Below are 11,727 nucleotides of genomic sequence, written 5' to 3'. Positions count from 1 at the left end.
CCCACCTCAGGCCGCGTGCGCCTGGGCGTCGCGGCGGCGCTGCTCGACCAGCAGACCGCCATGTTGCGGCCCGAGGAGTCGCTGACCGAGGCCTTTTTGCGGCTCAATCCCGATGCGAGCCTCAACCCCGCCCACGCGGCGCTGGCGCGCTTCCTGTTCCGCAACCGCGACGCCGCAAAGCCGGTGGGCGCCTTGAGCGGCGGCGAGCGGCTGCGGGCGGCGCTCGCCTGCGTGCTGTCCGGCCAGGCGCCGCCGCAGCTCGTGATCCTCGATGAGCCGACCAACCACCTCGACCTCGACAGCCTGGCCGCGATCGAGGCGGCGCTCCGCGGCTATGACGGGGCGCTCCTGGCGGTCAGCCACGACCGCGACTTCCTCGCCGCAATCGGTATCGAGCGGGAGATCGTGCTCGGCGGCTAGCTCATTTCCCGAAGCTGCGCCCCTCCTGCAGGACGCGGAACACGGCGTTGGCGCGCGCGCAGGGCTGGCCGTCGGCGGTGACGAAGGCCTGGGCGAAGCAGAGCGTCTTGCCGGGCTTGACGAACACCGTGTCGAACTCCAGCCACTGGCCCTTCAGCCCCACGCCCAGGAAGTCGACGCAGAGGTTCACGGTGACGAGGCCGCCGTTCGTCCCCAGCTTGCGGGCGCAGGACAGCCCCATGGCGTTGTCGGCGAGCGCGGTGACCAGGCCGCCGTGCACGAAGCCGCGGCTGTTGGTGTGGGCCGCGCCCGCCCGGAGCCCCAGGATCACCGTGTCGCCGGCCTTGCGCGCATAGAGCGGCTCCCAGGGATCGGTCAGCGGGCTCTTGCGGTCGTGCGGAACGAATCCCGCGGGCGGGGGCAGCGTCTGCATGTCCATGACGGCCTCCTCACGCGGCCAGCTGGGCGAGGCTGGCCAGCGCGCCCGCGCAGGCCCGCGCCGCTTCCGCCCCCTTCAGCCGGAAATGCTCGCGGAAGAAGCTGCGGTGGACCTCGTGGTCGTGGAAGTGGTGCGGGCTCAGCACGACCGAGAAGATCGGCGTCTCGGTCGCGAGCTGCACCTGCATCAGCGCCCCCACCACCGTGGAGGCCACGAAGTCGTGGCGATAGATGCCGCCGTCGACCACCAGGGCGCAGGCGACCAGGGCGGCGTAGCGGCCGGTCCTGGCCAGCGCCTGGCAGTGCAGGGGGATCTCGAAGGCGCCGGGGGTCTCGAAGCGCTCGACCGCCTCCGGAGGAAATCCGAGCGTCGCCATCTCGTCGGTGAAGCCGCCGTGCGCCTCGATGACGATCTCGCGGTGCCACAGCGAGTGGACGAAGCCGATGCGCGCGGCGCGGAAGGCGCCGCTGGCGGTGGGAAGTTCGTAGGAAGCCTTGGGAGCCGCTTGGGTCATGGTCATCTTCCCTGATCGGGTTGAACCACGCACCAGGGAGACGCCGCAGCCGCGATCCGGACGGAATCCGGCCACGGCGCGGCGGTTCTCATAACCGGACTTTGACCGTCGGCCCCGGGATCGCACCGGATCTGCTCGTCCCCTGCATGCCCCGGACGTGATCCGGAGGACGCAGGGCGCCCGCGGGCTCGTCCTCGCCCCTGAGGGAAAGGCATCACCGCCGGTGGGGAATTCCACCCCGCCCTGAGAACGTAGGCCGCGGGAACAGCCCCACGGCGAGACCCAGACTACGCCCGTTCCGCAGGGTCAAACAACTGTTTGAATGGGCAGGATCTTGCGCCGCCGCGCCTCAGGCCCGCCGGTTCAGGGTGATCGCCTTGGCGGCGGCGCTGTTGCGCTTGATCGTCGGCTCGCCCTCGGGCCCGTAGGTCGCGGCCGCCCCCCGCTCCCGGTGCGCGGCGACCTCCTCGGCGATGGCGCGGACCAGGCCCTCGGTGACGAACTTGGCCGCCTCCAGCGCCCGCGCCTGTCGGGCCAGCACCGCGTCGAACGCCTCGGTGGCGCGCACCAGCCGCGTGCGCTCCGCCGCGGGGACGCCGCCGATCAGCCCCGGGTCGGCGCGCACCCGCGCAGATTCGTGCCGGTAGAGGTTGGCGAGCTTCGAGGTCTCCTCGACAAAGGCCGCGGCGTCCTGCGGCCGGTGCTGCTCGAAGGCCAGCGCCTGGGCGGCCATCAGCTCGGTCAGGCGCTCGGTGAGCACGACGAGCTGGGCCACGCGGTCCGCGGCGTCGTGGGCGGCGATCGCCATCACTTCAGGCCCTGCATCTTGAGCATCTCGCGCGCGACCGTGTCGGCCACGCCGATGCCGCCGGCCTTGGTGATCTGCTTGGCCATGGCGTCGGTGAGGAACGACTTGAACATCTCCTCGCCCGCCCCGCCGCCGAACAGGCCCGCCCCGTCGCCCACGCCCTGCCACATCTGCTGCAGCATGACGCCCAGGAACTGGGATTCGAACTCGCGCGCGGTCGCCTGGATCTTGCCGCGCTTGGCGAGCTCGGCCGCGCTCGGCTGCGGCGCAGGCGCCAGCAAGGCGGGCGGCGCGATCGCGAGGGTCGGGTCCATCACATCACCTCGATTTCGGCCTGCAGGGCGCCGGCGGCCTTGATGGTCTGCAGGATGGAGATCATGTCGCGCGGCGTGACGCCCAGCGCGTTCAGGCCGGCCACCAGGGTCGCGAGCGAGGCGCCCGACTTCACCGTCAGGAACCGCTTGCCCCGCTCCTCGTCCACCGAGACGTCCGACTGCGGCACGACCGCGGTCTGCCCGACGCGGGCGAACGGGGCGGGCTGGCTCACGGCCGGCTGCTCGCGCACGGTGATCGTCAGGTTGCCCTGCTGGATCGCCACGGTGGAGATGCGCACGTTCTCGCCCATGACTATCACCCCGGCCACCTCGTCGATCACCACCTTGGCCGGGGCGTCGGGCTCGACGCTCAGGTTCTCGACCTGGGCCATGTAGCTCATCATGTCCTCGCCGGCCGGCGGGCGGATGGCCACGATGGTCGGGTTCTCGGCGACCGCCGTGCCGGGGAAGCGCGCGTCGATCACCTCGGCGATGCGCCGCGAGGTGGTGAAGTCGGGATTGCGCAGCGTCAGCCGCATGGTGCTCATGCTGGCGAGCTGGAAGCCGATCTCCTTCTCGACGATCGCGCCCGCGGCGATCCGCCCGGCGGTCGGCACGCCCTTGGAGATCGAGGAGCCCGAAGCGCCCTGGGCCGAGACCGAGCCGGTCTGCACCGTGCCCTGCGCCACCGCATAGGTCTGGCCGTCGGCCCCCAGCAGCGGCGTCACCAGCAGGGTGCCGCCCAAAAGGCTCTTGGCGTCGCCCATGGCCGAGACGTTGACGTCGATCGGCGAGCCCGAGGCGGCGAACGGCGGCAGCTTGGCCGTCACCATCACCGCCGCCACGTTCTTGGTGTTCAGGTTGGCTGCGCGCGTGTTGACGCCCAGTCGCTCAAGCATGGACTCCAGGCTCTGCTGGGTCATCGGCGCATTGCGCAGCGCATCCCCCGTGCCGTTCAGGCCGACCACGATGCCGTAGCCCACCAGCATGTTCTCGCGCACGCCTTCGAAGTCGACGATGTCCTTGATGCGCGACCTGGCGAGCGCCGGGGTGGCGCAGGCGAGCGCGGCGAGGAGGCCGGCCAGCAGGAGACGGAGGCGTTTACGCATGGGGCCCGGACGAAGCTGCTTCGCGCCATGCCATGCGATGCGCGTGCCAGAGCGGCGGCTCCGAAAAGCCGTGTGGATTCAGGCCTGCGGGCCGGGCCGGGCCGGGCGCCTGCAGGCTCTCGGCAGAAATTGCCCGGCATTAACCATACCGCAAGCGGCGCGGCGGAAAGCTCCTGTTCAGGGTGGGCAGGGTAGCCTCTGGCGATGAAGGTCACCGGGACAGGCGAGGTCGGACAGGCGGGCGCTCCCAGGGCGGCGCGCTCCGCGGGCGGCGAGGGCTTCCGGCTTCCCGAGGCCGGCGGGTCCGCGGCGCCGGCGCAGGGCGCGGCGGTCACCCGGACCGGGGCCCTGATGGGCGTCGATGCGCTGATCGCCCTGCAGGACGTGGGCGGGCCGTTGGAGCGTCGGCGGCGTTCGATTCGTCGCGCCGGGCGTCTGCTGGACGTTCTCGATGAGGTGAAACTGGCCCTGCTTGCGGGCGAGCTGAGCGGCCACGATCTGCTGCGCCTGCAGCGGGCGATCCGCGAGCAGCGTGAGACCACCGACGACCCGAGGCTCGAAGGCGTCCTCGACGAGATCGAAACGCGCGCCCAGGTGGAGCTGGCGAAGCTCGAGATCGCGCGTGCGGCCTAATCGCACGGGGATGACGCAGCGTGATTTGCGACCAGCGTTCTCTTTGTTATAAGCGCCCCGCGTGTCACTCGGGGAGTTCAGGGGGCTCGAGGCATCCATGAAGACAGCCGCAGTTCTGGCTGAGAGGTCTGAATACCGTCCCTCCGAGGACGAGGAGTTCATGAACGATCGGCAGCTTGAGTATTTCAAGCAGAAGCTTTTAGACTGGAAAGAGGAAATCTTGCGCGAATCTCGCGAGACCCTCACGCATCTCCAGAGCGAAACCGAAAACCACCCCGATCTCGCCGACCGGGCCTCATCGGAGACCGACCGGGCTCTGGAGCTTCGGACCCGCGACCGCCAGCGCAAGCTGATCTCCAAGATCGACGACGCGCTGCGCCGCATCGAAGACGGCACCTACGGCTATTGCGAGGAGACCGGCGAGCCGATCGGCGTCGCCCGTCTGGAGGCCCGGCCGATCGCCACCCTGAGCCTCGAGGCCCAGGAGCGCCACGAACGCCGCGAACGCGTCCACCGCGACGACTGACGTCGCAGGCTGATCTCTCCGGCCCCGCAAGGGGCCATTTTCTTCCGGCGGCTCAGCGCGCCAGCTGTTGCAGGACGATGGCCGTGGTCTGCTCCCAGGGGCCGCCGTGCCGGGGGCGATCAGCTCGACGTGGCCCGTCCCGGCGACCACCGCCTGGCGCAGATGGCCGCCCCGCGATTGCATCCTGGCGACATAGGCCGCGCCCATGGCCGGGGGCGCGAGCGGCTCCTCCTGGCCATTGATCACCACCTCGGGGATGGGAGGCGGCGGGAGTTCGGCCGGCGAGGTGTCTGCGTAAGGGTGCGCGCGCGGCGCGCCGACCAGCCGATCGACCGTCTCGGCGCCGCAGGCGGCGTCGCCCGCGGCGGTCGGACACCGGCTAGGCCTTGCGCGCCACGGCACGGCCCCCGCCGGCGGAGGCCTCGGCCGTAAGGGCGGGGACGATCGCCTCCACCCGCTCCACCGTGCGCCAGCAGTCCATGAACTCCGGCGGAGTCAGCTTCTCCTCGACGGTCATCTGGAAGAGGTCGAACAGCGGCCGCCAGAAGTCCCGCGGGTTGTAGAACACCACCGGCTTGGCGTGCAGCTCCAGCCGCCGCCAGGAGAGCAGCTCCACCACCTCCTCCAGCGTGCCGACGCCGCCCGGCAGGATCACGAAGCCGTCGGAGCGCTCGAACATCATCATCTTGCGCTGGTGCATGTTGGAGACGATCACGTGCTCCACCGTCTCCAGCGCCCGCTCGCGGCCGACCAGGAAGTCGGGGATGATCCCCAGGACCCGCCCGCCCGCGTCCTGGGCGGCGCGCGCGCAGGCGCCCATCAGACCCACCCCGCCGCCGCCATAGACCAGCCGCAGACCGGCGTGGGCCAGGGTCCGGCCGAGCTCGGCTGCGGCCGTCAGGAAGGCGGGGTCGGCCGCCTCGGCCGAGCCGCAGAAGACGCAGACGCTGTCCAGGCGCGGATTGGGCCGCATGCGATCATCTCTCCCGGAGAGCCCCGCGCGTTTGCAGGCGCGCGCCTGGACCCGATGAGCTATGGCCGAGCCTAAGGAGATTCAAGGCGATCGTGTTCCCCAAAAGCGTCCCCCTCGCGCCCCTCATGGCCGCGGCCGTGCTATCCGCCTGCGGGCGTCGGCCGCCGCCCCCGCCGGCCAACCCCCAGGCCGCCGCCGCCAAGGCCGATTACGCCGCCTCGCCGGAGGTGCGGAGCGCGCGCATGACGGGCGGCGCGGCGACGCTGGAGGGCTCGGCCGCGCCGGGCGCCGTGGTGCGGCTCGCGACCCCCGCCGGGGCCGCCGTCACCACCCGCGCGGACGTCTCCGGCCGCTGGCGCCTGGCGATTCCCGCGGCGCCCGAAGCGCGCATCTTCGGCCTGTCCCAGCGCGCCGGCGGGCGCCTCGTCCAGGCCCAGGGCTATGTGCTGCTGAGCCCGGACGGCAAGGCGGCGCTGCTGCGCGCCGGCGCCGGCGCCACGCGGCTCGATCCGGCCGCGGGCCCCCGCCTCGGCGCCCTGGACTTCGACCGGGACGGCGCGGCGATCGTCTCCGGCGCCGCGCCTCCCGGGGCCTGGATCTCGCTGCGGCTCGATGGCCGCCAGGCCGCCGAAGCCCGCGCCGACGCGGCCGGCCGCTACGACGTGGCGCTGACCCGCCTGGCCCACGGATCCCACGTCTTGCAGGTGGTGGGCGACGGCTTCTCCAGCGCCGCGCGCGTGGAGATCAGCCCGGCCGCCCCCCTTGTGGCGGGACCGCTGCATAGCCAGTTCACCAAAGGCGGCGGCCTGCGGGCCGACTGGCTGACGCCGGGGGGCGGGGAGCAGTCCACCGTCCTCCTGGACTGACGAGGGAACGAGGGTTGGCTCACGTCCATGCCGCCGGGATGCGGTTCCGCGGCCAAGGCGCCGTCGCGCCGGCCGGGGCGAAGTTCAGCGTCTGGGCGGCCATGGCCGATCTCGCCCGCCTGGTGCTGCGCTCCGGCGCGCCGCAGCTCCGCCTGCGCCTGGCCGCGGCCCTGGGGCTGGTGGTCCTGGGCAAATTGGCGGGCGTCTGGTCGCCGGTGGTGTTCGGCGACGCCATCAACCTGATCCATCCGCGCGATCCGGCCTCGCTCGCCCCGTTCGCGCTCGCCGCCGTGGCGACGGCCGCCCTGAGCCTGGCGGCGGCCGGCGCGCCTTTCGCCCGCGACGCCATCTTCATGCGCGTCTCGCAGGCCACCATGGCCCGGGCGGCGGTGGAAAGCTTCCAGCACGCGCTCGGCCTTTCGCTCGACTTCCACCAGTCGAAGCAGATGGGCACGCTGGCCCGCGTCATCGACCGCGGCTCGCGCTCCACCGACTTCCTGATCCGCAGCGTGGTGTTCAACGTCGGCCCCACTCTGATCGAGCTGCTGATGGCCATGGGCGTGATGGCCTACCGGCTCGGCTGGGCCTTCTCCGGCGTCACCTTCGTCAGCATCCTGTTCTACGTGGTGGTCACCTTCCGGATCACCGACTGGCGGCTCGACCACCGCCGTCGCCTCAACGAGACCGACAACCGCGCCGCCGGCCTCTCCACCGACGCGCTGATCAACTACGAGACGGTGAAGACCTTCGGGGCCGAGGGCCGGGTGGTCGGCGGCTACACGCGCGCCATGGATGACTATGTGGCCGCCTCGGTCCAGGCCAACACCTCGCTCAACATGCTCAACGCCGCGCAGTCGGCGATCCTGCAGACCGGCCTGGCCGTGATGACCGTGATGGCCGGCGTCTACGTGGTCCACGGGGCGATGAGCATCGGCGGGGTGGTCACCGCGACGCTGCTGCTGCGCAACCTCTACGCCCCGCTCGGCATGCTGGGCTTCAACTACCGCGAGATCCGCCAGGCCTTCATCGACATGGAGCAGATGGTGGACCTCCTGGGCGTCGCGCCGGAGATCCGCGACTCCGAGGCCGCCCGCGACCTGCCGCCGGCTTCCGGCCGCGGCGCGGCGCTGGGTTTCGAACAGGTGGGCTTTCGCCATGACGCCCGCTCGGTCGGACTCAGGGAGGTGAGCTTCGAGGCCAGGCCCGGTCAGACCGTGGCCCTGGTCGGCCCGTCGGGCGGCGGCAAGACCACATCGGCCCGGCTGGCCATGCGCCTCCTCGATCCGCAGGAGGGCCGGGTGACGATCGACGGCCTCGACCTGCGCGACGTCCGCCAGGCCTCGCTCAGGCGCGCGGTGGCGCTCGTGCCGCAGGATGTGGCGCTGTTCAACGACACCCTCTACGCCAACATCGCCTTCGCCCGGCCGGAGGCGAGCCCCGACGAGGTGCGGCGCGCCGCCGAGGCCGCCGAGCTCGGCCCGTTCATCGACGGCCTGCCCAACGGGCTCTCCACCCTGGTCGGCGAGCGCGGCCTGAAGCTCTCGGGCGGCGAGCGCCAGCGGGTCGGCATCGCGCGGGCCTTGCTGGCCGATCCGCGCCTCTTGATCCTCGACGAGGCGACCAGCGCGCTCGACGGCCCCACCGAGGCCGCCATCCAGGAGACCCTGCGCAAGGTCCGCGCCGGGCGCACCACCCTGGTCATCGCCCACCGGCTCTCCACCATCGTCGACGCCGACCAGATCCTGGTCCTGCGCCGCGGCCGCATCGTCGAGCGCGGGACCCACGCCGACCTGATCGCCCGCACCGGCGAATACGCCGCCCTGTGGCGAAGGCAGACCCGGGAGGCGTGAGGCTTTCCCCCGTCCCGGGGGAACCACCTACTCCGCCGCCTGCGGCAGGTCGTTGGAGGGGCGGGGCGCGGGGCGCGGCTCGCGCTTGACGCCGAGCAGGGTGCGGCCCCAGTCCAGCGCCCGGTGCGTCCGCTGGGCCGAGATCTTCGGCGCGGCCAGCAGCACCGGGGTCAGCACCAGCGTCAGCAGGGTCGAGAACGACAGCCCCCAGACCACCGAGCCCGACAGGTGCACCCAGATCGCCGAGCCCGGCGCATGGCTCTCGATCCGGCCCGCGGCGAAGTCCGGGTGCAGCTGGAACATCAGCGGCAGCAGGCCTGCGACCGTCACCAGGGTGGTCAGCATGACCGGCCGGAACCGCTGGGCCGCGGCGCGGACCGCGGCCTCGTCGGCCGGATGGCCCTGGCGCCTCAGCTGGTAGAAGGTGTCGACCAGCACGATGTTGTGGCCGACCACGACGCCGGCCAGGGAGACGATCCCCGTGCCGATCATGATCACCGACAGGTAGTCGAAGGTGTGGGCGAGATTGACCTGCACGCCGAGGAGCACGCCGACCGTGGAGAGCGCCACCGCCGAGAGCGTCACCAGCACGCCGTAGAAGCTGTTGAACTGCCACAGGAGGATCACGCCCATCATGAACAGCGAGACCAGCATGGCGGTGGCGAAGAAGGCCTGCGCCTTCTTGCCCTCCTCGTCGGCGCCGGTGAACTTCCAGCGGATCGCCGGGTCCGAGAGGGTCTTCTCCAGCCACGGGCGCAACTGGTTGATCTTCTGGTTGGCCGCCACGCCCTTGGCCGTGTTCGCCTGGATGATCACCAGCCGCTCGCCCTCGCGCCGCTGGATCTGGGTCACCTGCTGGGCGGGCACGCGCTTGATGAAGTAGCTGGCCGGAACCGGGCCCAGGGGCGTGGTGATCTTCAGCTGGTCGAAGCCGGCGGCGGTGCGCGCCGAGGCGGGGAAGCGCACGCGGATGTCGAGCTCGTCCTGCACGTCGTCGGGCCGGTAGCGGCCGACCAGCACGCCGCCGGTCATGAACTGGATCGCCTGGCCCACCGAGAGCACGTCGACCCCGTAGCGGCCGGCCGCCTCGCGGTCGACCTCCAGGTTCCACTGGATGCCGGGCGAGGTGCGGGTGTCCTCCGCCTCGATCAGCTGCGGGTCGGAATTGAACTTGGCCATCACCGCGTTGGCGGCCCGGTCGAGGGCGGCGGGATCGTGGCTCTGCAGCTGCACCTGGATCGCCTTGCCGGTCGGCGGGCCGTTCTGCGGCAGGCGCACCTCGACCTGCAGGCCGGGAATCTGGCTCACCCGGCCGCGGATGGTCTCGGCGATCTTCTCGCCGGTGAGGCCCAGCCCCTTCAGCTGCTCGTACTTCTCGAACTCGACCTGGATGCGCCCGATGGTGTCGTTGGGCGCGGCGTTCGGCCCGCCGTTGGTGGCGAAGCCGCCGGCCCGCACATAGAGGGATTCGATTCCCTTGATGCCCGTCATCCGGCGCTCGACCTGGCGCACCAGCAGGTCCTGGGCCTCGGGCGACAGGTTGCCGCGCGCCTTGACGAAGACGGTGACGAACTCCGGATCCTCGCTGGGGAAGAACTCCACGCGATGCGGCGTGGCCCCGAACCAGGCGACGACGGCGATCACCACCGCCAGGGCCGCGGCCAGAACGCGGCCCGGATGGCGGCCGAGCACGGTCAGCGTGCGGGCGTACCAGCCCATGAAGCCGCGCATCCGGCGCGGGTCGCCGTGCTCGGACTTCATGATCTCGGCCAGGTGCGCCTCGTCGGCCTTGGCCTTGCCGCCGAAGATCGAGCCGAACGCCGGGGTGAAGATCAGCGCCACGAAGATCGAGGCGCCCAGCACGAAGAACAGCGTCAGCGGGAAGTAGCTCATGAACTTCCCGGTGATCGAGTTCCAGAACATGAACGGCAGGAAGGCGCACAGCGTGGTCAGGGTGCCGTTCACCACCGGCCAGAACATCCGCTTGCCCGCCGCGGCGTAGGCCTCCTCCTTGGGCAGGCCCTCGGCCATCTTCCGGTCGGCGTACTCCACCACCACGATGCCGCCGTCGACCAGGATGCCGACCGCCAGAACCATCCCGAACATGACCATCTGGTTGAGGGTCACGCCCATGAAGTTCATCATCATCAGCCCGATCATGAAGCAGATCGGGATCGACAGGCCGACCATCAGGCCCTGGCGGATCCCCAGGCTGGCGACCACGATCAGCATGACCAACAGGCTGGCGGTGAGCAGGCCGCCCTGCAGGATCTTCAGGATGCGGGCGATGAAGTCGGAGTTGTCGTAGGTGTAGGCGACCTTGACCGTCGGCGGCCAGCGCTTGGACTCCTCGGCGACCACCTGGCGCACCGTCTGCACGGTGGCCAGGATGTTGGCGCCGGAGCGCTTGGAGACATCGAGCGCCACCGCCGGCTCGCCGTTGAAGCGGGTGATGAAGTCCGGCTCCTTGAAGGTGCGGTGCACCTCGCCGATGTCGCCCACCGTGATCACCCGGTCGCCGTTCTTCTTGATCGGCAGGGCCAGGATGTCCGCGGGGTTCTGCACCACGCCGGGGACCTTGACGGCGAAGCTGCCGGCGCCATGGCGCAGGCTGCCGGCCGGCACCAGCTGGTTGTTGCGCCCGATCACGTTGGCCAGGTCGCTGGCGGTGACGTTGTAGGCCTCCATCCGCACCGGATCGATGGCGACTTCCATGAACTCGTCGCGGACGCCGCTGTAGTCGGCCTCCTGGATGCCGGGCGAGCGTTCCAGGCGCTCCTTCAGGTCGCGGGCGATGCGGGTGAGCTCGCGCTCCGGCGCGGAGCCCGAGAGCACGATGCCGATCACCGGCTGGTCGGCGAAGTCCTGGTCCTCGATGATCGGCTGCTCGGCGTCCGGCGGGAAGCGGCTGCGGGCGATGTCCACCTTGGCCCTGGTGTCCGCCAGCGCCTTGTCGATGGGGACCGAGGGATCGAATTCGAGCGTGACGATGGCGATGTTCTCGCGCGCCACGCCGTTCATGTGCACCACGCCCTTGATGGTCTGCAGCTGGACTTCCAGGGGCTTGACCAGCAGGCGCTCGGCGTCTTCGGGGCTGACGCCGGGGAACGGCACCTCGATGAAGATGTAAGGCAAGGTGATGTCCGGCTGCGCCTCGCGCGGCATGGTGAGGTAGGCCAGGACGCCGAACAGCACGGCGATGAAGGTCACGCCGAGCACGACCTTCCGCCGCTTGATGGCCCCGTCGATGATCGGACCGATCAGCATGCTCGCCT

12 protein-coding genes and 1 riboswitch are annotated in these 11,727 nt (G+C 71.0%); of the genes, 5 read left to right on the top strand and 7 right to left on the bottom strand.

Annotated features, from left to right (window positions below; genetic code table 11):
* On the top strand, positions 1 to 420 hold a 420-nt coding region (locus VLI41_RS05600; protein WP_325267073.1), incomplete at its 5' end, for an ATP-binding cassette domain-containing protein.
* A 1-nt stretch (position 421) separates the two neighbouring features.
* Here the strand turns inward: VLI41_RS05600 and VLI41_RS05595 are convergent.
* The 5 genes from VLI41_RS05595 to VLI41_RS05575 all read right to left on the bottom strand — a co-directional run bounded on the left by VLI41_RS05595 (position 422) and on the right by VLI41_RS05575 (position 3,604).
* Positions 422 to 859: a PaaI family thioesterase gene (locus VLI41_RS05595; RefSeq protein WP_325267072.1), complete on the bottom strand. Its 438-nt coding sequence runs from the start codon at positions 857 to 859 to the stop codon at positions 422 to 424.
* A 10-nt stretch (positions 860 to 869) separates the two neighbouring features.
* On the bottom strand, positions 870 to 1,373 hold the full coding sequence (locus VLI41_RS05590; RefSeq protein WP_325267071.1) for a 6,7-dimethyl-8-ribityllumazine synthase: 504 nt from the start codon (positions 1,371 to 1,373) through the stop codon (positions 870 to 872).
* Positions 1,374 to 1,453: 80 nt separating this feature from the next.
* A riboswitch (FMN riboswitch) is annotated at positions 1,454 to 1,628 on the bottom strand.
* A gap of 94 nt (positions 1,629 to 1,722) precedes the next feature.
* On the bottom strand, positions 1,723 to 2,181 hold the full coding sequence (locus VLI41_RS05585; RefSeq protein WP_325267070.1) for a flagellar basal body protein: 459 nt from the start codon (positions 2,179 to 2,181) through the stop codon (positions 1,723 to 1,725).
* Positions 2,181 to 2,495 (bottom strand): rod-binding protein, encoded by a 315-nt coding sequence (locus VLI41_RS05580; protein ID WP_325267069.1) that lies wholly within the window; start codon positions 2,493 to 2,495, stop codon positions 2,181 to 2,183. Before VLI41_RS05580 ends, VLI41_RS05585 begins: the two co-directional genes overlap by 1 nt.
* Entirely contained in the window at positions 2,495 to 3,604 is a 1,110-nt protein-coding gene (locus VLI41_RS05575) for a flagellar basal body P-ring protein FlgI (protein ID WP_325267068.1), read from the bottom strand. Before VLI41_RS05575 ends, VLI41_RS05580 begins: the two co-directional genes overlap by 1 nt.
* Before the next feature lie 204 nt (positions 3,605 to 3,808).
* Here VLI41_RS05575 and VLI41_RS05570 point away from each other — a divergent pair, with 204 nt between their 5' ends.
* Both VLI41_RS05570 and dksA read left to right on the top strand, forming a co-directional pair.
* On the top strand, positions 3,809 to 4,237 hold the full coding sequence (locus VLI41_RS05570; protein WP_325267067.1) for a flagellar assembly protein FliX: 429 nt from the start codon (positions 3,809 to 3,811) through the stop codon (positions 4,235 to 4,237).
* 97 nt (positions 4,238 to 4,334) lie between these two features.
* Complete coding sequence (dksA, locus tag VLI41_RS05565) at positions 4,335 to 4,763, top strand: RNA polymerase-binding protein DksA (RefSeq protein ID WP_325267066.1); 429 nt, start codon at positions 4,335 to 4,337, stop codon at positions 4,761 to 4,763.
* Positions 4,764 to 5,142: 379 nt separating this feature from the next.
* Here the strand turns inward: dksA and VLI41_RS05560 are convergent, their stop codons facing one another.
* Positions 5,143 to 5,736 carry a TIGR00730 family Rossman fold protein gene (locus VLI41_RS05560; protein WP_325267065.1) on the bottom strand — a complete coding sequence of 198 codons (594 nt, stop codon included), beginning with the start codon at positions 5,734 to 5,736 and terminating at the stop codon, positions 5,143 to 5,145.
* 125 nt (positions 5,737 to 5,861) lie between these two features.
* On the opposite strand from VLI41_RS05560, the gene VLI41_RS05555 reads away from it, so the two are divergent.
* Both VLI41_RS05555 and VLI41_RS05550 read left to right on the top strand, forming a co-directional pair.
* Positions 5,862 to 6,602 (top strand): hypothetical protein, encoded by a 741-nt coding sequence (locus VLI41_RS05555; RefSeq protein WP_325267064.1) that lies wholly within the window; start codon positions 5,862 to 5,864, stop codon positions 6,600 to 6,602.
* 38 nt (positions 6,603 to 6,640) lie between these two features.
* Complete coding sequence (locus tag VLI41_RS05550; RefSeq protein WP_325267075.1) at positions 6,641 to 8,452, top strand: ABC transporter ATP-binding protein/permease; 1,812 nt, start codon at positions 6,641 to 6,643, stop codon at positions 8,450 to 8,452.
* A 27-nt stretch (positions 8,453 to 8,479) separates the two neighbouring features.
* Here VLI41_RS05550 and VLI41_RS05545 read toward each other — a convergent pair whose 3' ends face one another.
* Positions 8,480 to 11,719 carry an efflux RND transporter permease subunit gene (locus VLI41_RS05545; protein ID WP_325267063.1) on the bottom strand — a complete coding sequence of 1,080 codons (3,240 nt, stop codon included), beginning with the start codon at positions 11,717 to 11,719 and terminating at the stop codon, positions 8,480 to 8,482.
* Between the last annotated feature and the right edge of the window lie 8 nt (positions 11,720 to 11,727).

Origin of the sequence: Phenylobacterium sp., from assembly GCF_035475775.1 — a bacterium.
Lineage (GTDB): Bacteria > Pseudomonadota > Alphaproteobacteria > Caulobacterales > Caulobacteraceae > Phenylobacterium.
This window is presented reverse-complemented; position numbering and strand designations above follow the sequence as displayed.

Excerpts from the sequence above, each read along its gene's own strand:
- VLI41_RS05595 (WP_325267072.1), bottom strand. The coding sequence starts at position 859 with ATGGACATGCAGACGCTGCCCCCGCCCGCGGGATTCGTTCCGCACGAC.
- VLI41_RS05590 (WP_325267071.1), bottom strand. The coding sequence starts at position 1,373 with ATGACCCAAGCGGCTCCCAAGGCTTCCTACGAACTTCCCACCGCCAGC.
- VLI41_RS05585 (WP_325267070.1), bottom strand. The coding sequence starts at position 2,181 with ATGGCGATCGCCGCCCACGACGCCGCGGACCGCGTGGCCCAGCTCGTC.
- VLI41_RS05580 (WP_325267069.1), bottom strand. The coding sequence starts at position 2,495 with ATGGACCCGACCCTCGCGATCGCGCCGCCCGCCTTGCTGGCGCCTGCG.
- VLI41_RS05575 (WP_325267068.1), bottom strand. The coding sequence starts at position 3,604 with ATGCGTAAACGCCTCCGTCTCCTGCTGGCCGGCCTCCTCGCCGCGCTC.
- VLI41_RS05570 (WP_325267067.1), top strand. The coding sequence starts at position 3,809 with ATGAAGGTCACCGGGACAGGCGAGGTCGGACAGGCGGGCGCTCCCAGG.
- dksA (WP_325267066.1), top strand. The coding sequence starts at position 4,335 with ATGAAGACAGCCGCAGTTCTGGCTGAGAGGTCTGAATACCGTCCCTCC.
- VLI41_RS05560 (WP_325267065.1), bottom strand. The coding sequence starts at position 5,736 with ATGCGGCCCAATCCGCGCCTGGACAGCGTCTGCGTCTTCTGCGGCTCG.
- VLI41_RS05555 (WP_325267064.1), top strand. The coding sequence starts at position 5,862 with ATGGCCGCGGCCGTGCTATCCGCCTGCGGGCGTCGGCCGCCGCCCCCG.
- VLI41_RS05550 (WP_325267075.1), top strand. The coding sequence starts at position 6,641 with ATGCGGTTCCGCGGCCAAGGCGCCGTCGCGCCGGCCGGGGCGAAGTTC.
- VLI41_RS05545 (WP_325267063.1), bottom strand. The coding sequence starts at position 11,719 with ATGCTGATCGGTCCGATCATCGACGGGGCCATCAAGCGGCGGAAGGTC.